We start from the raw sequence: 20,357 nt of genomic DNA on the forward strand, positions 1-20,357 counted from the left end.
TTCTCGCGGCGACTTTTCCGTCCCGTGCGGCACTCCATGGACGCTTCGGTCCCGCACGGGAGCGGAAACGCAAGGGCGGTCGTACGAGGGCGCACGTCCCCCCACAGGTCACGTCACCGCAGGCGCCGCACGGCGCTCGCGGCCGGTCTGCCGCCGGCCCTGACGACAGCCGCGACGCTGACGTACGCGACGGTGTCCGGCGCGAGTGCCCAGCACCGGACGCCGACGGCCGCCCCTGCCCGGGCCGCCGAGACCGCCGACGGCTTCGCCTCGGTCCACGCCCTCGGCCGAACGGGCGCGTGCGGCGGCCGCGACGGGCGGACCGTCACCGTGACGACGCAGGCCGATCCGGAGAAGTACGACGACGGTCCGCAACACCTCCCCGAGCGCGGCGATCAAGCCCGCCCCCTGGACCGACATGAGCGACTTCTCCTGGAAGGACGACAGCTTCGCGGAGTGCCGCGACTCCGGCCCGGGAGCGGGCGGCGCAAGCACCGACCGCCCCCGGCTGACGGACGCGCAGGCGGCTCGGCAGGAGGTGGCGGACCGGCCGGGCGACCGGACACCTACGGCGTCCTCGGGGCTCCGGCCGCCGGAGCCGTCTCACGCGTCGAGCAGTGTGCCCGGCAGATCGATCTCCGTCGTGCGTCCCGTGGTGAGATCGACCCGGGTCGCCTTCTTCTCGTCGTAGAGCAGCCAGCCTGCCACGGTGCGGGTGAGGGCGAGCGAGGCCGGATGGTCCGGGACGCGGACCCGGTGCACCTCCTCGCCCGTCCCGGCGGCGACCTCCACGACCTGGGTGTCCTCCCCGTCGGCCACGGCGAGGACGACGGAGGTCGCGGTGGCGGCGACGGCATCGACCCGGGCGCGCTGGACGGTGACGGTGGTGGCCGTCGGCGTACGCCGCAAACCGAGGGCGGGACCGCCGGCGCTGCCCGCCCGGCCGGTCACCACGACCACCGGCCGCCCGCCGGGACACGCGAGCCCGGCGACGGCACCCCCGGCTGCCGCCTGCTCGACGTCCCCACTCGCCAGCCGGGCGACGAAGACGGCCCGGTCGGTGGCCAGGCAGACGGCGACGGAGGCCGGGTCGGACGCCAGGAACCGGACCGTCCCGGGCACGGTGATCTCCCGCTGCGTCGCCCAGTCGGCCGGGTCCTTCACCAGCACCCTCGTGTCCCCCGTCCGGGAATCGGGCAGCCCCGCGACCTCCCCGACCAGCGTCCTGCCCGGCAGCACACGACTCGGCCCCGCTCCCGTGCCCATGCCGTCCAGCGACCGGGCCCGCGGGTCGAGCACGTAACGCCGGTCGCTGCCACCGCCCTTGCGGGGCACGGTGACCAGCCGCCGCCCGTCGGAGAGCGCGACGATCTGCGCACTCACCGTCCTCGTCCCGTCATCGGCCTGCTGCGGCATCACGGCGAGACTCTCCGCCCGCCCCTTCCAGTCCTCCCCGAGGGCCACCCCTCCGGGACCGGAGCAGGCAGCCAGCAGGGCGCAGGCGGCTGCGGCCAGGAGCATGCGGTGACGCGTCGCCAATTCGGGTTCCTCCCCGGCACGTCGGCTGGTGCGGCCCCTTTCCTGCCGACAGAAGACCGGTCGGTGCATGCTGCGGTCATCACAAAGAGTGACCAGGGGTTGGCATATGCACTCTGGGGGACGAGTGTCCCGTCGGGGCTGACGGCAGGCCGTTCGGGCCGGCGTGGCGGGTGTTTCGTCGTGCGCCGGACATCAGGCGGCGGTGCCGGGGCCGAGGCGGGGGTCGTGGCCGTCGGGGAGTGCGGTGATGAAGGCGTGGGCGGCGGCTGCCCGGGCGGCCTGTTCGGCGGACTCACCTGGAATTCACTCAGCCACCCGCCAGGCCGGGAAATGGGCGGGGCCCGGCCGCTGCGTACGGTGTGCGTACGGAGCGGCCGGGCCCCGAGGGACTCGGTTTTTCGGCGGTAGTGCTACTGCCAGATCGCGATCCGGTTCGCCGCCGGAGGCGCGAGCGGGCTCGAGGCGGAGGAGTTGGCCGTCAGGTACTGCACCAGGGCCGCCAGGTCGTCCGTGCCGACCACGTCGTTCGTGCCCTGGCCCAGCGTCGGGAAGCCGTCACCGCCGCCCGCGAGGAAGCTGTTCGTCGCGACACGGTAGGTGGCCGCCGGGTCGAGGGGCTTGCCGTTCAGCCGGATGGAGTCCGTGACCACGCGGTCCGCGCCGGTCTTCGTCATGTCCAGGGTGTACGTCAGACCCGCCGACGGCTGGAGGATCTTCGGCGCGGCCTGGTTCGGGCCGGACACCTGCTCCCTGAGCACCTGGACCAGCTGCGCACCGGTGAAGTCCTGCAGGTTGACGGTGTTGGCGAACGGCTGGACCGTGAAGCCCTCCGCATACGTCACCACGCCGTCGCCCTCGGCCGCCTTGGCCGCGTACGTCAGGCCCGCGCGGACTCCGCCGGGGTTCATCAGCGCCAGGGACGTGTTCGGGTCCAGCTGCTTGCCGTAGGCCAGTTGGGCGTCGGCGATCAGGTCGCCCATCGGGGACTCGGTGCCGGTGTTCGGCACGTCGGTGGCGATGTAGCCGATGGGACGGTTGCCGATGGGCGCGGTCAGCGCGTTCCACTTGCCGATCAGCTCGGTCATGTCCGCCGCCCTGGGGACGTCCCGGCTGACCACGTGGTTCGCCGACTTCACCGCCGTACGCGCTATGTCGCCCGTCCGCCGGTCGTACGTCAGCGTCGTGTCGGTGTAGAGGCGGCCGAAGGAGGACGCCGAGGTGACCATGCGCGGCTTGCCGGCCGGGTCGGGGATGGTGCACACGTACGCGTTGTGGGTGTGACCGGTGACCAGGGCGTCGACGGCCGGGGTGACGTTCCTGGCGATGTCGACGATCGGGCCGGAGATGCCGTCACCGGCGCCCGGGGAGTCGCAGTCGTAGTTGTACGACCCCGATGCCGGATAGCCGCCCTCGTGGATCAGCGCGACGATCGACTGCACGCCCTGGCGCTGCAGCACCTTCGCGTACTTGTTGATCGTCTCGACCTCGTCCTTGAAGGTCAGGCCCTTGACGCCGTCGGCGGAGACGATGCCCGGGGTGCCCTCCAGGGTCACGCCGATGAAACCGATCTTCACGCCCCTCTTCTGCCAGACCCAGTACGGCTTCAGGATCGGCTTGCCGGTCTTCTCGTCGAGGACGTTCGCGGCCAGGTAGGGGAAGTCCGCGCCGCCGAAGCCCTCGTCGGTGTAGCAGCCGTCCTTGGGGTGGCAGCCGCCGTTCTGCAGGCGGGCCAGTTCCTGAGCGCCCTCGTCGAACTCGTGATTGCCGACGCTGGTCACGTCCAGCTTCAGCTTGTTCAGCGCCTCGATGGTCGGCTCGTCGTGGAACAGGCCGGAGATCAGCGGCGAGGCGCCCACCATGTCGCCACCGGCCGCGGTGATGGAGTACGGGTGGCCCTTGCGCGCGTCGCGCAGATGCGTGGCGAGGTACTCCACGCCGCCCGCGTCGATCGTCTTCGTCGTGCCGTCGGGCTGCAGCTCGGTGACGCGGCCGGAGGAACCGGACGGCGGTTCGAGGTTGCCGTGCAGGTCGTTGAAGGACAGCAGCTGCACGTCCTGGTAGCGGCTGGGGACCGGCCTGTGATGGCCGCCCGGCCCGTGCCGCGCGTCCGTGCTCGCGGACGCGGGCAGCGCGGCGGCCAGCGCGCCGGCCGTGGCGAGCGCGGCGGCGGCCGCCAGCAGCCGGCGGGTGCGGCGTCTTGCGGGGTGGTTCGGCTGGTCGGTGGTTGGCATGCGCCCCCCTGTGGTGTGCGGTGACGACGTGACCTGGCGGGTCCGGTGCGGCAGTGGCCACGCCCGGGCGCAGCCTAGGGTCAACGCGCGTAGCGCGACAGGGGGTTCGGGGTTACATCCTGGTTTCCCTTTGCCCTCGCCTTTGTCCCCACTTTGCGGGCCGCGCCCCTTACCCTCGTACGCATGACCAGCGACGACATCGCACGGCTTCCCGGCGCCCGATCCATCGAGACCCACGCCGCGCTCTCCGAGGAGCAGACCGAGGCGGTCCTCGGCCTGCTCGCGGAGGCCGCCCACTCGGACGGCCAGCAGGCGGTGTCCGAGCAGGGCCGGCTCCAGCTGCGCGACGGCGAACGCGAGGGCGTCTCCCATCTGCTGCTGACCGTGGACGGCGAACTCGTCGGCTACGCCCAGCTGGAGGACACCGACCCCGTGGAGGCGCCGGCGGCCGAACTGGTCGTACACCCCGCCCACCGCGGCCACGGCCACGGACGGGCGCTCGGCTCCGCCCTGCTCGCCGCGTCCGGCAAGCGGCTGCGCGTGTGGGCGCACGGCGGGCACTCCGCCGCCCGGCACCTCGCGCAGGTCCTCGGGCTGACCCTGTTCCGCGAGCTGCGCCAGATGCGGCGCCCGCTGACCGGCCTGGACCTGCCCGATCCGGTGCTGCCCGAGGGCGTCACGGTGCGCACCTTCGTGCCCGGCCAGGACGACGCCGCCTGGCTCGCCGTCAACGCCGCCGCCTTCGCCCACCACCCCGAGCAGGGCTCCCTCACCCAGCGGGACCTCGACGCCCGCAAGGCGGAAGCCTGGTTCGACCCGGCCGGGTTCTTCCTGGCCGAGCGGGAGCCGGCAGGGGCGGCCGGAACCCCGGGGGGCGCCGGGGGACGGGAACTCGTCGGTTTCCACTGGACGAAGGTCCACGCCGAGGAGCAGCTCGGCGAGATCTACGTCCTCGGCGTCGCTCCCGGCAACCAGGGCGGCGGACTCGGCAAGGCGCTCACGATCATCGGCCTGCGGCACCTGGCGGCCCAGGGCCTGCCGACGGCCATGCTGTACGTCGACGCCGACAACAAGGCGGCCGTGTCCGTCTACGAGCGGATGGGCTTCACCACGTACGAGACGGACCTGATGTACCGCACGGAGACCTGACGGCGAGCCGCCACGCGTGGTCGCCAAAGGGGGCTCGGTCCCGGCGTTTCCAGCTGCTCGTAAGGCTTCTCCGGCCGGACGCGGCGTTTCAGGCTGCTCGTAACGCTTCTCCGGACCGGACGCGGCGTCTCAGGCGCCCGACGGGCGGCGTCGCATCCGGCCGCGGCGCAAGGGCTCCGGTATGGACAACACCCAGACCGCCACCGTCACCGCGAGCAGCGCCGCCCAGCGGTCGTGAGCGCCGGCCCAGTGCGGGCTGCCCTGTGCGACGAACAGCCCCCAGCGGTCCGGCAGCAGCGCGGCGAGCACGGTCAGCGACAGCACTCCCACCGCCGCCGCCCGCCCGGGCTCCGGCTCGGGGCTGCGGCGTACGGCGACCGCCGCGAGGGCGAGGGCCAGCATGGCCAGCGTGACGGCTTCCAGGGTGGTCCGCGCCAGCGGGGGCCGCGCGGCGGACGGGGTGAGCAGCAGGGCCGCCGCCCACCACACCGCCGTGAGCGGGGCGATCAGCGTCAGCCGCAGGCAGGCCCGCAGCGCCCGCCCCGTCGGCACGGTCTCCGTCGTACGCCGGGCCGGGTCGTCCAGCAGGAACGCCAGGCCGAGGCCGAGGCACACGGCGGCCACGCGCAGCAGTGTCAGGCTCAGCCAGGGGTCGGCGGGGCCGTCGGACAGCGGGCGTGAGCAGGCGACCGTGAGCAGCCCGAGCGCGGCGCCCGCGACGAGCGGGGCCCGGGGCAGGGTCCGGGCGGTGGCCGCCAGGAGGGTGCCGAAGGCGGCGGCGCGCCGGCCGGCCGGGGCCCCGGCGCTCTGAGGAGGGGCGGTCTCATGAGTCACAGGAGTCACCGCCCTCCCCCTTCACCTGAGCCGGAGCCGATACGCCCAGCAGTGCGGCGACCCGCGTCAGCGGCGTCTTCGGCGAGGTCAGCTCCGCCCAGTGGGCCTTGACCGAGGCCGTGACCCGGGCGCGGGGCTTCTCCAGCAGTTCCCGGACGACGTCGGTCTGCGCGGCGCTCATGGACACCGGGTCGGTGGGGCTGAGGGCGATGGCGGGGCCCGTCACGGTGTCGTCGAGCCGGACGTCGCGCAGCGCGGTCATCGGGTCCGGCTGGGCGGCCAGCGCCAGCCACATCACGGTCACCGTGCGGGCGTCGCACATCCCGCTCGCGGCCTTCTCGTCCCCGGCCACCAGCACCGAGGCGACACCCACGGCGAACTCGGGGACGCGGTTGCCGCCCCAGCGGGTGCCGACGGTCACCTGGCCGGGCCCGGTCAGCGGGGCGAGCGCGGAGTCCGACGTCAGCCCGTAGCGCGCCTCGATCCGCTGGCGGACCGTCAGTCTGCGGTGGAGCGCGGCGCCCCCGGCGAGCTGCTGGACCCGGTCGGCCTCGCCGGCCCAGTCGGCGGTGCGGCCGGTCCACTCCGGGAAGGCGCAGTACACGTTCGTGCCGTGCGGAACACATCGCTGCATCCGCTCCGGGTGGACCGAGGCCGTCGTACGGGCCGCGAGGACCTCGTGCCCGGTGCCGGTGGACTGGCCGGCGACGCCCGCGCCGGTGGCGGCGACGGCCAGGGCGGTGAGCGCGCCCAGCGACCGGCTGCGCAGCCCGCTGCGCAGCAGCGCGGCGCACAGCAGCAGCACCGCCAGCCCGAGCAGATACAGCGCGTGCCAGCCGGCCGGGCGGCCCAGCAGACCGGAGGGGACCGGCTTGCCGCCGCTCTCGTCGACGACCGGGGAGAGCCAGTTGCCCCAGTCAGGGCCGGAACCGTCCGCCGCGACGGCGACGAGGGTCACCAGGACGTACAGGCCGATGACGAACAGCGGGGCGGGGAAGGAGGAGCGCACCAGCCGGGCGAGCAGCACGCCCAGCACCCCGGCCAGCAGCACCGACAGCGGGCCGACCGCCAGCTCGGCGACCGAGCCGTGTCCGACCGCGCCCGGGCGCAGGGCTGCCACGGTGAACTCGGTGGTGACGACGAGGGCGACGACGGCCGCGACCGGTACGACGGACAAGGCGTGCGCGAGGGTGCGCTGCCAGGGCGGGACGGGCAGCACGGCGAAGTGCCGGTCGGTCCCGTGCCGGTGGGAGCGCAGCGCGGCGCGGTTGACGCACAGGAACACGGCGATGGCGACCAGCAGCGGGCCGGTCTGGGTGGCGCGGTCGACGTCCTGGAGCACCGGGTAGTGGTCCATGCCGTCACCGTCGGCGAGCAACTGCCAGAGGGTGTAACCGGTGTACAGCAGCAGGAAGACGAACACCGGGATATACAGCAGTAGTTCGCGCGCCTCGAAGCGGGCCAGGGCCAGTGCGGTCCGCCAGGGGCGGGCGGTGCGCTCTGGTCCGGTGACGGCGGGCGCCGGCGGGGTGATCGTCGCGCTCATGCCGCCACCTCCGTGGCCAGGTCGTCGAGGGTGAGCAGGTAGCCGTCCTCCAGGGTGGGTTCGAGGAGGTCGGCACCTTCGGGCGGGTCGCCGATGTTGCGGTAGGTGCCGGTGCCGGTGCGCCAGCCGGCGCGGGCGCCGGGGTCGCGGTCGGCGCTGCTCCACACACGGCCCGCCGCCCGTGCGGTCAGCTCGGCGGGGCTGCCCTCGAAGCGGACTCGTCCGCCGGCCAGGACGATCACCCGGTGGCACAGCATCGCCACGTCCTCGGTCTGGTGGGTGGACAGCAGCACCGTGCGCCCCTCGCCTGCCTGGGCGAGTGTGGGGTACGTCGCCCAGGACAAGCCCCTGTACCCGCAGCTCACCGTCGCGGAGACACTGCGCATGGGCGCCGACCTGAACCCGGCCCGCTGGGACGCGGCCACCGCCGAACGCGTCACAGCGGCGGGCGATCTCGACCCCCGGTCCAAGGTCCGCTCGCTCTCCGGCGGCCAGCGCACCCGCGTCGCCCTCGCCCTGGCCCTCGGCAAGCGCCCCGAGCTGCTCCTGCTGGACGAGCCGATGGCCGACCTCGACCCGCTCGCCCGGCACGAACTGATGGGCACGCTCATGGCGCAGGCCGCGCAGCACGGCACGACGATCGCGATGTCCTCGCACGTCGTCGCCGAACTGGAGGACTCCTGCGACCACCTCCTCCTGCTCGGCGGCGGCGCGGTCCGCCTGTCCGGCGAGATCGACGCCCTGCTGGAGGCGCACGCACGCGTGAGCGCCCCCGCCGACACCGCCGACCTGACCCCGCACACCGTCGTGGAGTCCCGCACCACCGGCCGCCAGCTCACCGCCCTCCTGCGCCCCGGAGCCCCGCTCCCCACCGACTGGCGCACCTCGGCACCGACCCTGGAGGAACTGGTCCTGGCCCACCTGCGCAACCCCGAGGCACCGGCCCTCCCCCAGGAGGCCGCCGCGTGAGGGCCATATCCGCCCCCGCGCCGGTCCGGAAGACGCACGCGCCCCGCCACCTGCACTGGCTGCTGCGCCTGCACCGCCCGGCCCTGCTCACCTGGGCCGCCCTGGTCCTGGCGACCGCCGTGGCCCTCCTGTGGCTGTACGGCCCGGTGACCAACGCGGCAGCTGCGGCCTGGCGTCAGTGGAACGCGTGCCACACCGAGGTGTGCGCCTACGACCAGCCGGCGATCCTGCGCTACAAGGCGCTGTACATGTACACGACCATCGCGGTCACCGCGGTCCCCTTCGTGGTGGCCGCCTGGTCGGGCGCCGCACTCGTCGGCCGCGAGCTGGAGTCCGGCACGGCCCGGCTGATCTGGACGCAGGGCGTCACCCCGACCCGCTGGCTGACCGGCCGCCTCGCCCTGCCGGCCGTCCTGGTCACCGCCGGCACCGCCCTCCTGGTCACCCTGCACCGCCTGGCCTGGACGGCGGCCAACGGCCGTATCGACACCGCCGAGGCCTGGTACGACAGCACCACCCTGCACGCCAACGGCCCCACCACGATCGCCTTCGCCCTGGCCGGCCTGGCCGCCGGCGCGCTCGCGGGCCTCCTGTGGCAGCGCACATTGCCGGCCCTGATGTCCGGCACGGTCCTCGCCCTCGTCGTCCGTACGATCGCCGACCAGGCCATGCCGCACCTGTGGCCCACGGTCACCCACACCACCGACCTGCGCAACGCCGACCTGCTCGGGGACGTCCTGTACGTCGACGAGGGCCTGGTCACCTCCACCGGCCGGCACCTCGCCGACCCCGGCTGCGGCGGCAGCACCTACCCCGACTGCCGGGCCCGGTACGAGCAACTCGACGCGGTCGGCCACTTCCACACCTACCACCCGGCATCCCACTACTGGCCGCTGCAGCTGACCACGACGGCGCTCACCCTCGCCCTGACCGCGCTGCTCACGGCAGCCGCGTACCTGGCGCTGCACCGCATCACGGGCCGCAAAGCAGCCGCCGTATGACCAACACACTCCTGCGCGTGCACCGCGCCGCGGCCGCCGTGTGGATCGCCCTGATCCTCGCCTTGACCGTCTGGACGCTCTGGCTGAGCCGGCTCACGGCGGACGACACCCGCGCCGCGCAGACCCACTGCGCCCAGGACTACTGCGACACCTTCGCCTCCCCCTACGCCGCAGGCGCGGGCGTGATCGCCCTCCTGACCGGCTACGCGTTCCTCCTCGTCGCCGCCTACGCGGGCGGTGCGCTCATCGGCCGCGAGCTGGAATCCGGCACCGCGCACCTCGCCTGGACCCAGGGCATCACCCCGACCCGCTGGCTGACGGCCAAGCTGGCGCTGCCCGCGCTCACGCTCACCGCAGGACTCACCGTGCTCGTCACGGTGTTCCACCGGGGCTGGGCGATCAACCGGGACCTGGCCTTCGACGACTGGTACACCCCGGCCCTCTTCCTGGCCCGCGGCCCGGCGGCGGTGGCGTACGCCCTGTGCGCCCTGGCCGTGGGCACCCTGGCCGCGCTCCTCCTGCGCCGCGCCCTGCCGGCCCTCGGCGCCTCGGTCACCGTGATGTGGCTGCTCGCGCTCACCCTGGAGACGTACCGGGCCGACCTGTGGCCCACGAAGACCCGCACCACCGCGCGCCCCGTCGACCTCCCCGAGCACGCCTGGGAACTGGCCGGCGGACGGAACGCGCACGGCTACTACGCCGTCTTCCACCCCGAGTCTCATTACTGGCCGCTTCAGCTCGTGGAGTGCGGCATCGTCCTGGCCCTGGCCGCGACGGCGACCGCGACATCCTTCACGCTGCTGCGCCGCCGAACGGCCTGAGCCTCCACGTGTACGTCCCTTCTTTCGGGGGGAGGGACGTGCACGTTTCACTTTCACGACGGGCCTTCCGCGTCCGGCGTTTCCATCGGCCCGGGGGCATCGGGAAAGCGACCCGGCATCCCGAGTTCCCCAGCACCGACGCCCACCGTGCCGCCCTGGGCCCCCCTCCCTGCTCGAAGGGCTTGGGGGAGGCACGACTGCCCCCACCTCCGAGGTCATGGCACCCGCACGCGCTGAAGCGACGACGACGGGCACCCGCGTACGGCGGGAAGGGGCCGGGGCGGGGGGCGTCCGCCCGCAGCGTCCGGCCCCGGGCAAGGCTGCACTCGTCGGGAACGGGCGGCCGGACCGAGGACGGACACCCCCCGCCCCGGCCCCGACCCACGACGCACCGCAGGCGCGACCGCAACCGGCCACCGGACCGCAACGGGCCGCCGCAGGCATAAAAAGGGGCGCGGGGAACGGCGCGACCAGCCACAACGCACCCCGCACCCGAAAACGCACCCAGCGCCACAGACACCCACACCCGACCACGCACCCCACGCCACAGGCACCCACACCCGACGCCGCACCCCACGCCACAGACACCCACACCCGACCACGCACCCGGCGCCGCAGGCACCCGCACGCACCGGCACCCACACGTCATATCCCCGTAACCATCGATTCAGACGAGCTTGCGACGCTCGCGCAATGAAGCCCGCCGTGCCAGAGCCCCAGCACCCCCCGGAGGGCCCCGCACTTTCCGACGCGCCCGTCACCCTCCTGGCGCGGAAGAATGGGTCCATGAGCCAGTCTGAGACGCAGGACAAGGTCCAGCACGCGCAGCCCTCCGTGGGCTCCATCGCCGCGCACCGCCCCCACACGGTGTCCGCCCCTGTCTCCGACCTCGATCCCGACCTCGACGCCGACCTGGACGGCTACGAGGAGTCCCCGGACGGCCGGGACGGCAAGGGCAGCACGCTCCCCCAGGGCCGCTTCCTGGACCGGGAACGCAGCTGGCTGGCCTTCAACGAACGTGTCCTGGAACTCGCCGAGGACCCGAACACCCCCCTCCTGGAGCGCGCCAACTTCCTGGCGATCTTCGCGAGCAACCTCGACGAGTTCTTCATGGTCCGCGTCGCCGGACTGAAGCGCCGTATCGCCACCGGCGTCGCCACCCGCTCCGCCTCGGGCCTGCAGCCCCGCGAGGTGCTGGAGATGATCTGGGCGCGCTCCCGCGAGCTGATGGCACGGCACGCCGCCTGCTTCCACGAGGACGTGGCCCCGGCGCTCGCCGACGAGGGCATCCACCTGGTCCGCTGGAGCGAACTCGCGGAGAAGGAACAGGCCCGCCTGTTCACCCTCTTCAGGCACCAGATCTTCCCGGTCCTCACCCCCCTCGCGGTCGACCCGGCGCACCCGTTCCCCTACATCTCGGGCCTGAGCCTCAACCTCGCGGTCGTCGTCCGCAACCCGGTCAGCGGCCACCGCCACTTCGCCCGCGTCAAGGTCCCGCCGCTGCTCTCCCGCTTCCTGGAGGCCTCCGCGGGCCGCTACGTCCCCATCGAGGACGTCATCGCGGCGCACCTGGAGGAGCTGTTCCCGGGGATGGAGGTGCTGGAGCACCACGCCTTCCGCCTCACCCGCAACGAGGACCTCGAGGTAGAGGAAGACGACACCGAGAACCTCCTCCAGGCCCTCGAGAAGGAGCTCATGCGGCGCCGCTTCGGCCCGCCCGTGCGCCTGGAGGTGGAGGAGTCCATCGACCGCGAGGTCCTCGACCTCCTGGTCCGCGAGCTGAAGATCTCCGAGGCGGAGGTCTACCCGCTCCCCGGCCCGCTGGACCTCACCGGCCTGTTCCGCATCCACAGCCTGGACCGCTCGGAGCTGAAGTACCCGAAGTTCATCGCGGGCACCCACCGGGACCTGGCCGAGGTGGAATCGGCGTCGGCCCCCGACATCTTCGCGGCGCTGCGCCAGCGCGACGTCCTCCTGCACCACCCCTACGACAGCTTCTCCACCTCCGTGCAGGCGTTCCTCGAGCAGGCGGCGCAGGACCCGGACGTGCTGGCGATCAAGCAGACGCTGTACCGCACCTCGGGCGACTCCCCGATAGTGGACGCGCTGATCGACGCCGCCGAGTCCGGCAAGCAGGTCCTCGTCCTGGTCGAGATCAAGGCCCGTTTCGACGAGCACGCCAACATCAAGTGGGCGCGCAAGCTGGAGGAGGCCGGCTGCCACGTCGTCTACGGCCTGGTCGGCCTCAAGACGCACTGCAAGCTGTCCCTCGTGGTGCGCCAGGAGGGCGAGACGCTGCGCCGCTACAGCCACGTCGGCACGGGCAACTACCACCCCAAGACCGCCCGCCTGTACGAGGACCTGGGTCTGCTCACCGCGGACCCGCAGGTCGGCGCGGACCTGTCGGACCTGTTCAACCGTCTCTCCGGCTACTCCCGCCGGGAGACCTACCGCCGTCTGCTGGTCGCGCCGAAGTCGCTGCGCGACGGCCTGATCTCCCGCATCGACAAGGAGATCCAGCACCACCGCGCGGGCCGCCCGGCGTTCGTGCGCATCAAGGTCAACTCGATGGTCGACGAGGCGATCATCGACGCCCTGTACCGCGCCTCGCAGGCCGGTGTCCCGGTCGACATCTGGGTGCGCGGGATCTGCGCGATCCGCCCGGGCGTCGCGGGCCTGTCGGAGAACGTCCGGGTCCGCTCCATACTCGGCCGCTTCCTGGAGCACTCCCGCATCTTCGCCTTCGGCAACGGGGGTGAGCCGGAGGTGTGGATCGGCAGCGCCGACATGATGCACCGCAACCTCGACCGCCGCATCGAGGCCCTCGTCCGGGTCGTCGACCCCGGTCACCGGGCCGCGCTGAACCGCCTGCTGGAGACCGGCATGTCCGGCACCACCGCGTCCTGGCACCTGGGCGCGGACGGGGAGTGGACCCGGCACGCGACCGACGGGGACGGTCAACCCCTGCGCAACGTCCAGGAGATGCTCATAGACGCCCGGAGGCGCCGGCGTGGCACAGCAACACCATGACCTGACGGATCCCACCGTCGGCCCGGTGACGGGGGACGCGCTCGCAGAGTATCTCCGGGCGCAGGCAACGGAGTTCCTGAGGGCGCTGCGCCTGCACCGGGAGACGGGCGGGACGACGAACGGAGGCAGGACGGGCGGAACCGCCAACGGAGGCAGGGCGGCCGGAACCGCCCCTGGGGGAAGGGCGGGCGGGGCGGCGAACGGGGCGAGGACGGCCGAGACACCGCACGCGTCCGTCGACGCGGCCCGCGCCCTGCGGCGCGCGGCCCGCCGTATCAGCGGCAGCCTGCACACCTTCCGCCCGGTCCTGGACCCCGACTGGTCGGAGGAGATGCGCCCCGAACTGGCCTGGGTCTCCGGCACCCTGGCCCTTGAGCACGCCCACGAGGCCCGCCTGGAGCGGCTGCTGACGGCGTTGCACCGGCTGTCGGGTGCGACGGCGCTCCCCGCGCAGTCCGTCGGCATCCACCACTCGACGGCGACCGAACGCGGCCAGCTCACCGTCGGCGCGGCCAAGGCGGGCGCGCTGCTGGACCGGCAGCTGACGCTGGCCCGGACCCGGGCGCACTCCACCGCGCTGCAGGCCCTCGGCTCCGCCCGGTTCCACGCGGTCGCCGACAAGGTCGCCGTGCTCGCCAGCGAGGTCCCGCTCGTCTCCCCGGCGGCCGATCTGCGCCCGCTGGCCGGGGCGGCACAGGAGCGGCTGACCGACGCGGTGGCCGCGCTGCCGCTGGTCACCGCGGGCAGCCCGTACAACGCCGAGGCGCTGGTGCACGGCCTGTCCCCCGATCCGCCCTCCCCGCACCCGCAGGACGCGCCCTGGCACCAGGTCCGGCTGCTGCTGCGTCTGCACCGCTACGCCCAGGAGGCCCTGCTCGGCGGCGACCCCGCGCCGAACGTACGGCTGCTGCAGGCCGGGCAGGCCCTGGACCGGCACCGGGACGCCTCGGAGGCGGCGGCCGCGGCGGCGCAGGCGGCCCGCACGCCGCGGATCGCCCCGGCGACGGCGTACGCCCTCGGCGTGCTGCACGCCGACCAGCGGCACGAGGTGGAAGCGTCCCGGTACGCGTTCCAGCGGACCTGGGCGAAGGAAGCCGTAGGACTCCCTTAAGGAGCACCGGGCCATGCACCCCATGAACGCACCTGTCGTCCTGGCCGCCGGCTGTGTCCTGTGGCGCCGCTCCCCACTCGACGGAACGCCGGAGCTGTGCCTGGTGCACCGCCCGAAGTACGACGACTGGTCCTTCCCCAAGGGCAAGCTCAAGCGCGCCGAGGCCGATCTGGCCGGCGCGCTGCGCGAAACCCTGGAGGAGACCGGCCACACGGCAGCGCCCGGCGCCGAGCTGCCCACGCAGCGCTACCTGGCGAACGGCCGCCCCAAGCGGGTCCGCTACTGGGCCGCCGAGGCCACCGGAGGCATGTTCACCCCCACCGACGAGGTGGACCGGATCCTGTGGCTGGCGCCGGCGGCGGCCCGCGCCCGCCTCACCCAGCCGAGGGACCGCACGCTCGTCGACGCGCTGCTCCAGGCGCTGCGGCTGGCATAGTCGCCACCCGGGCCGGCCCGGGCTGAAACGGTGCGCGGCACGAGGGGGGGCCGCCCGCCCGCACCAGCCGGAAACCCCTCGGCCACCCCCCTCACAGCCGCCTCACCGCCACCTTCCGTACCGCTTGCCCGGAATCCGTCCGTGTCCTCGACGTAAGCGTTCCGTGACCTAACCACACCGTCCCCAGGGGTTCACCCCGCGTTCATTTACGCCCTTCGGCCGCTTCACCTGTTCTGCCTAATTTCGGCCTTACCCGATGGGGACGCGATCTGGGGGGACGCGTCCGCTCGACCCCGACTTCGCAGCAATCACGCACGCCGCCGAATCAGGACGGCGGCTCCTGGAAGGAATTTCCTCAGTGAAGCTTCAGCGCATGAACCGGCGGGCCCTCGCCCTCGGCGCACTCGCCGTCTCCGGCGCCCTGGCCCTCACGGCGTGCGGCTCCGACGACACGGGCAGCAAGTCCAGTGGGGGTGGCGCCTCGACGTCCGCGGCCGCCGGAAACATCAAGTGTGACGACGCCAAGGGCCAGCTGCAGGCGTCCGGCTCGACGGCGCAGAAGAACGCGATCGACGCCTGGGTGAAGCAGTTCACGCAGGCCTGCCCCGGCGTGCAGGTCAACTACAACCCGACCGGCTCGGGCGCGGGCATCACCGCGTTCCTGCAGGGGCAGACCGCGTTCGCCGGTTCGGACTCCGCGCTGAAGCCCGAGCAGGTCACCGAGTCCAAGAAGGTCTGCTCCGGCGGCCAGGCCATCGACCTGCCCATGGTCGGCGGCCCGATCGCCCTCGGCTACAACGTGCCGGGTGTGGACAGCCTCGTCCTGGACGCCTCGACGATCGCCAAGATCTTCGACGGCAAGATCAGCAACTGGAACGACAAGGCGATCGCGGCGCTCAACCCGAACGCCAAGCTGCCCGACCTCAAGATCCAGGCGTTCCACCGCTCGGACGAGTCCGGCACCACCGACAACTTCACCAAGTACCTGATCAGCCAGGCCAAGGCCGACTGGCCGTACTCGGGCGGCAAGGCGTGGCAGGCCAAGGGCGGTCAGGCCGCGCAGGGCTCCTCCGGCCTCGCCGCGCAGGTCAAGCAGACCGCCGGTGCGATCTCGTACTTCGAGCTGTCCTACGCCTCCGACGGCCTCAAGACCGTCGACCTGAAGACCGCCGCCTCCGAGCCGGCCAAGGCCACCGCGGAGAACGCCTCCAAGGCGATCGCCTCCGCCAAGATCGCCGGCACCGGCCAGGACCTGGCGCTGAAGCTGAACTACAACCCGACCGAGGCCGGCGCCTACCCGCTGACCCTGGTCACCTACGAGATCGTCTGCGACAAGGGCAACAAGTCCGACACCCTCGCCGGCACCAAGTCCTTCCTGCGCTACGTCGCCTCCGAGGACGGCCAGAAGGTTCTGTCGCAGAACTCCTACGCCCCCATCCCCGCCGAGATCATCTCCAAGGTCCGCACCACCATCGAGGGCCTGAGCTAATCAAGCGTGCGGCCCGGATCCCCTCCGGATCCGGGCCGCACCGTCCGGTGCACCGCCGCCCGGGGCCGTACGCGACGTACGACCCCACCGAGCCGCCCCGCGCGGCTCCGCAGACCGGAGAACCCGATGAACATATCGACGCAGACCACAGACGCACCTCCCCCCACGCCCGAGCGCCCCGCTGCCGAGACCAAGCGCGCAACCCGCGGCGCCACCCGCCCCGGCGACCGGATCTTCCTCGGCCTCTCCCGTGGATCCGGCATCTTCCTGCTGGTGGTCATGGCCGCCATCGCGGTCTTCCTGACCTACCGCGCGTCCATCGCGATCAGCAAGGACGACGGGAACTTCCTCACCACGTTCGACTGGAACACCAACGTCAACCCGCCGGTCTTCGGCATCGCGGTGCTGGCCTTCGGCACGGTGGTCTCCTCGATCATCGCCATGGCCCTCGCGGTCCCGGTCGCGGTGGGCATCGCGCTGTTCCTCACCCACTACGCGCCGCGCCGCCTGAGCGGCCCCATCGCGTACGTGATCGACCTGCTCGCCGCGGTGCCGTCCATCGTGTACGGCCTGTGGGGTGCCCTGATCCTGGTCCCGCACCTCGGCGGCCTGTACAGCTGGCTCGACGACTACCTGGGCTGGACCGGCATCTTCTCCTGGCAGGGCGGCGCCGCCCGCTCGCTGCTCACCGTGGGCATCCTGCTCGCGATCATGATCCTGCCGATCATCACCAACGTCAGCCGTGAGGTCTTCCGGCAGACCCCGCGCATGCACGAGGAGGCGGCGCTCGCCCTCGGTGCCACACGCTGGGAAGTCATCCGGATGTCGGTGCTGCCCTTCGGCCGCTCCGGCGTGATCTCCGCTTCGATGCTCGGCCTCGGGCGCGCACTCGGCGAGACGATGGCCGTGGCGACGGTGCTCTCCCCGACCTTCGAGATCAAGGCCAGCCTGCTCGATCCGGGCGGCGGCACGTTCGCCCAGAACATCGCCAGCAAGTTCAGCGAGGCCACCGAGCTGGGCCAGGACGCGCTGATCGCGTCCGGTCTGGTCCTGTTCGTGATCACCCTGCTGGTCAACGGCGCGGCGCGCATGATCATCAACCGCCGCAAGGAGTACTCGGGGGCCAACGCATGAGCACCGCAGCCCTCACCGACAAGCGCAGCGACTCCCTGCAGGGCGCCCGGCTGCCGAAGTGGTCGCCGTGGGCGTTCGCGGCCGGCTCGCTGGCCGTCGCCGTGGGCATCGGCCTGGCCGCCGGCCTGGACAGCAAGGTCCAGTGGGGCCTGATCGCCGCGATCCTGTTCGTGCTGAGCACCTTCACCGTCGCCGCTCGCGTCGAGGGCCGCCGCCAGGCCAAGGACCGCATCGCGACCGCCCTGGTCTGGGTCTGCTTCCTGCTGGCCGTGATCCCGCTGGCGTCCCTGATCTGGGCGACCGTGCAGCGCGGTGTGAAGGTCTTCGACGTCTACTTCCTGACCCACTCGATGGGCGTGGTCGGCGACTCCGAGCCCGGCGGTGGCATCTACCACGCCATCCTCGGCACCCTGGAGCAGGTCGCCCTCGCCTCCCTGATCTCCGTGCCGATCGGTGTCCTCACCGCGATCTACCTGGTCGAGTACGGCCGGGGCAAGCTCGCCACGGCCGTCACCTTCTTCGTCGACGTCATGACGGGCATCCCGTCGATCGTCGCCGGCCTGTTCGTCCTCAGCTTCTGGATCCTCATCCTGGACATGGGCTACTCCGGCTTCGCCGGGTCGCTCGCGCTGTCCATCCTGATGATGCCCGTGGTCGTGCGCTCCACGGAGGAGATGCTCAAGCTCGTCCCGAACGAGCTGCGCGAGGCGTCCCTCGCCCTGGGCGTGCCCAAGTGGCGCACCATCATCAAGGTGGTCCTGCCGACGTCGATCGGCGGTATCACCACCGGCGTGATGCTCGCGGTGGCGCGCATCACCGGTGAGACCGCTCCGGTGCTGCTGCTGGTGTGGAAGACCAGCTTCATCAACAGCGACCCGTTCCACGACCCGCAGGCCTCGCTGCCGCTGTACATCTACCAGCAGTACGCGAACAGCTCCGGTGCCAACGCGGCCTACGACCGCGCCTGGGCGGCGGCTCTCACCCTGATCGCCTTCGTGATGATCCTCAACCTGGTGGCCCGCGGCATCGCCCGCTGGAAGGCCCCGCAGACCGGTCGCTGACGCGGCCACACAGCGACCGAAGAAGAGAAGTGACGTAATCATGGCCAAGCGAATCGACGTCAGCGGACTGTCCGCCTACTACGGCTCCCACCGCGCGATCGAGGACATCTCGATGACCATCGAGCCCCGCTCGGTGACCGCGTTCATCGGCCCCTCGGGCTGCGGCAAGTCGACGTTCCTGCGCACCCTGAACCGTATGCACGAGGTCACCCCCGGCGGCCGCGTCGAGGGCAAGGTGATGCTGGACGACGAGGACCTGTACGGCACCGGGGTCGACCCGGTCGCGGTGCGCCGCGAGGTCGGCATGGTCTTCCAGCGCCCGAACCCCTTCCCGACCATGTCGATCTTCGACAACGTGGCGGCGGGTCTGCGCCTGAACGGCAACTACAAGAAGAGCGAGCTGAACGACGTCGTCGAGAAGTCGCTCAAGGGCGCGAACCTCTGGAACGAGGTCAAGGACCGCCTGAACAAGCCCGGCTCCGGCCTGTCCGGCGGTCAGCAGCAGCGTCTGTGCATCGCCCGCGCGATCGCGGTCGAGCCGAAGGTGCTGCTGATGGACGAGCCGTGCTCGGCCTTGGACCCGATCTCCACCCTCGCCATCGAGGACCTGATCGGCGAGCTCAAGGAGCGCTTCACGATCGTCATCGTGACGCACAACATGCAGCAGGCCGCCCGTGTCTCGGACCGCACGGCCTTCTTCAACCTGGCGGCGGTCGGCCAGCCCGGCCGGCTGATCGAGATCGACGACACGGAGCGCATCTTCTCCAACCCGTCGGTGCAGGCGACCGAGGACTACATCTCCGGCCGCTTCGGCTGAGCCGCCCCGCGACTGGTCGGCCCCGCGCCGAGCAGCCGCCCGCGACTGACCGGCACCGCGCCGGGCAGCCGCCCGAACCCCTCGCGGTGCTGCATGGCGGTGCCACCGCGAGGCACCAAAAGGGCCCGCCCCCTGGCTCCCGGGGGGCGGGCCCGTTGGTGTGCACGGCGCCTGGCGCCGGCCGGCGTCGCTACAGGGCGACCAACTTCACGACGTAGAACACCGCGGCCGCGACGAGCCCCGCCGCCGGCATCGTGATGAACCAGCCGAGCACGATGTTCTTGGCGACGCCCCAGCGCACGGCGTTCACCCGCTTCGTGGCGCCCACACCCATGATCGCCGAGGTGATGACATGGGTCGTGGAGATCGGCGCCTTGAAGATGAAGGCGGTGGTGAACATGATCGACGCGCCGGTCGCCTCCGCCGCGAACCCCTGCGGCGGGTCCAGCTCGATGATCTTGCGGCCCAGGGTGCGCATGATCCGCCAGCCACCGGCGTACGTGCCCAGAGACAGCATCACGGCGCAGACGAGCTTGACCCACACCGGGATCGGGTCGCCGAACGTCTCGTGGCCGGAAATGACCAGGGCCAGGACGACGACACCCATCGTCTTCTGGGCGTCCTGAAGACCGTGGCCGAGGGCCATGCCGGCGGCCGAGACGGTCTGGGCGATGCGGAAGCCCCGCTTGGCCTTGTGCGGGTTGGACCGGCGGAACAGCCACATGATCGCCGTCATGACCAGGTAGCCGACGATCAGACCGACGACCGGGGACAGGAACATCGGGATGACGATCTTGTCCAGGACGCCATTCCACAGCACCTCGGTGCCGCCCGCCAGCGCCGCGCCCACCATGCCGCCGAACAGCGCGTGGGACGAGGAGGACGGCAGGCCGTAGTACCAGGTGACCAGGTTCCAGACGATCGCGCCGACCAGCGCCGAGAAGAGGATGGCCATTCCGGTCGAGCCGCTCGGCGTCTCGATCAGACCCTCACTGACGGTCTTGGCGACGCCCGACCCCAGGAAGGCGCCCGCGAGGTTCATCACCGCGGCCATCGCCAGGGCCGCCCGCGGGGTGAGCGCGCGGGTGGAGACCGAGGTGGCGATCGCGTTGGCGGAGTCGTGGAAGCCGTTGGTGTACGTGAAGAAGAGCGCGACCGCGATGGTCACGACCAGAGCGAAGGTGTCCAT

General features: G+C 72.2%; 16 protein-coding genes and 2 pseudogenes. 12 read left to right on the forward strand and 6 right to left on the reverse strand.

The window, feature by feature from the left end:
* Positions 1–361 precede the first annotated feature (361 nt).
* A pseudogene (locus ACZ67Q_RS23790) lies at positions 362–577 on the forward strand (pectinesterase family protein); the annotation flags it as partial.
* A gap of 26 nt (positions 578–603) precedes the next feature.
* Here ACZ67Q_RS23790 and ACZ67Q_RS23795 read toward each other — a convergent pair.
* Together ACZ67Q_RS23795 and ACZ67Q_RS23800 are read right to left on the reverse strand one after the other, a co-directional pair.
* A complete protein-coding gene (locus ACZ67Q_RS23795) occupies positions 604–1,539 on the reverse strand; it encodes a hypothetical protein (protein WP_471185413.1) in 936 nt (311 codons plus the stop codon).
* A gap of 410 nt (positions 1,540–1,949) precedes the next feature.
* A complete protein-coding gene (locus ACZ67Q_RS23800; RefSeq protein ID WP_471185414.1) occupies positions 1,950–3,770 on the reverse strand; it encodes a bifunctional metallophosphatase/5'-nucleotidase in 1,821 nt (606 codons plus the stop codon).
* A gap of 183 nt (positions 3,771–3,953) precedes the next feature.
* Here ACZ67Q_RS23800 and mshD point away from each other — a divergent pair, with 183 nt between their 5' ends.
* A complete protein-coding gene (gene mshD, locus ACZ67Q_RS23805; RefSeq protein WP_471185417.1) occupies positions 3,954–4,919 on the forward strand; it encodes a mycothiol synthase in 966 nt (321 codons plus the stop codon).
* Between the two features lie 129 nt (positions 4,920–5,048).
* Here mshD and ACZ67Q_RS23810 read toward each other — a convergent pair whose 3' ends face one another.
* From ACZ67Q_RS23810 to ACZ67Q_RS23820, 3 genes and pseudogenes are all read right to left on the reverse strand, one after another.
* Positions 5,049–5,762 carry an ABC transporter gene (locus ACZ67Q_RS23810; protein ID WP_471185420.1) on the reverse strand — a complete coding sequence of 238 codons (714 nt, stop codon included), beginning with the start codon at positions 5,760–5,762 and terminating at the stop codon, positions 5,049–5,051.
* Positions 5,743–7,299, reverse strand: a complete 1,557-nt coding sequence (locus ACZ67Q_RS23815) for an ABC transporter permease (protein ID WP_471185422.1) — start codon at positions 7,297–7,299, stop codon at positions 5,743–5,745. Before ACZ67Q_RS23815 ends, ACZ67Q_RS23810 begins: the two co-directional genes overlap by 20 nt.
* Positions 7,296–7,619, reverse strand: a pseudogene (locus ACZ67Q_RS23820) (ABC transporter ATP-binding protein); the annotation flags it as partial. The pseudogene ACZ67Q_RS23820 and the gene ACZ67Q_RS23815, both read right to left, overlap by 4 nt.
* Here ACZ67Q_RS23820 and ACZ67Q_RS23825 point away from each other — a divergent pair.
* The 10 genes from ACZ67Q_RS23825 to pstB all read left to right on the forward strand — a co-directional run bounded on the left by ACZ67Q_RS23825 (position 7,579) and on the right by pstB (position 19,168).
* Positions 7,579–8,268, forward strand: coding sequence for an ATP-binding cassette domain-containing protein (locus ACZ67Q_RS23825; protein ID WP_471185425.1), 690 nt, complete (start codon positions 7,579–7,581; stop codon positions 8,266–8,268). The pseudogene ACZ67Q_RS23820 and the gene ACZ67Q_RS23825 overlap by 41 nt on opposite strands.
* Entirely contained in the window at positions 8,265–9,269 is a 1,005-nt protein-coding gene (locus ACZ67Q_RS23830) for an ABC transporter permease (protein ID WP_471185427.1), read from the forward strand. Before ACZ67Q_RS23825 ends, ACZ67Q_RS23830 begins: the two co-directional genes overlap by 4 nt.
* Positions 9,266–10,090 carry a hypothetical protein gene (locus ACZ67Q_RS23835; protein ID WP_471185429.1) on the forward strand — a complete coding sequence of 275 codons (825 nt, stop codon included), beginning with the start codon at positions 9,266–9,268 and terminating at the stop codon, positions 10,088–10,090. Before ACZ67Q_RS23830 ends, ACZ67Q_RS23835 begins: the two co-directional genes overlap by 4 nt.
* A gap of 693 nt (positions 10,091–10,783) precedes the next feature.
* Positions 10,784–13,120 carry an RNA degradosome polyphosphate kinase gene (locus tag ACZ67Q_RS23840; RefSeq protein WP_471185432.1) on the forward strand — a complete coding sequence of 779 codons (2,337 nt, stop codon included), beginning with the start codon at positions 10,784–10,786 and terminating at the stop codon, positions 13,118–13,120.
* Positions 13,101–14,231, forward strand: a complete 1,131-nt coding sequence (locus tag ACZ67Q_RS23845) for a CHAD domain-containing protein (RefSeq protein WP_471185434.1) — start codon at positions 13,101–13,103, stop codon at positions 14,229–14,231. The genes ACZ67Q_RS23840 and ACZ67Q_RS23845 overlap by 20 nt, the downstream gene beginning before the upstream one ends.
* A gap of 22 nt (positions 14,232–14,253) precedes the next feature.
* Positions 14,254–14,667 (forward strand): NUDIX hydrolase, encoded by a 414-nt coding sequence (locus tag ACZ67Q_RS23850; protein ID WP_471185513.1) that lies wholly within the window; start codon positions 14,254–14,256, stop codon positions 14,665–14,667.
* Positions 14,668–15,025: 358 nt separating this feature from the next.
* Positions 15,026–16,156 carry a phosphate ABC transporter substrate-binding protein PstS gene (gene pstS, locus ACZ67Q_RS23855; RefSeq protein WP_471185436.1) on the forward strand — a complete coding sequence of 377 codons (1,131 nt, stop codon included), beginning with the start codon at positions 15,026–15,028 and terminating at the stop codon, positions 16,154–16,156.
* Positions 16,157–16,282: 126 nt separating this feature from the next.
* Complete coding sequence (pstC, locus tag ACZ67Q_RS23860) at positions 16,283–17,290, forward strand: phosphate ABC transporter permease subunit PstC (RefSeq protein WP_471185439.1); 1,008 nt, start codon at positions 16,283–16,285, stop codon at positions 17,288–17,290.
* Entirely contained in the window at positions 17,287–18,351 is a 1,065-nt protein-coding gene (pstA, locus tag ACZ67Q_RS23865; protein WP_471185442.1) for a phosphate ABC transporter permease PstA, read from the forward strand. The genes pstC and pstA overlap by 4 nt, the downstream gene beginning before the upstream one ends.
* A gap of 40 nt (positions 18,352–18,391) precedes the next feature.
* Complete coding sequence (gene pstB, locus ACZ67Q_RS23870) at positions 18,392–19,168, forward strand: phosphate ABC transporter ATP-binding protein PstB (RefSeq protein ID WP_361636118.1); 777 nt, start codon at positions 18,392–18,394, stop codon at positions 19,166–19,168.
* Positions 19,169–19,358: 190 nt separating this feature from the next.
* On the opposite strand, the gene ACZ67Q_RS23875 is transcribed toward pstB, so the two are convergent.
* Positions 19,359–20,357, reverse strand: coding sequence for an inorganic phosphate transporter (locus ACZ67Q_RS23875; RefSeq protein ID WP_366841466.1), 999 nt, complete (start codon positions 20,355–20,357; stop codon positions 19,359–19,361).

It is taken from the genome of Streptomyces sp. NPDC036813 (assembly GCF_055609245.1).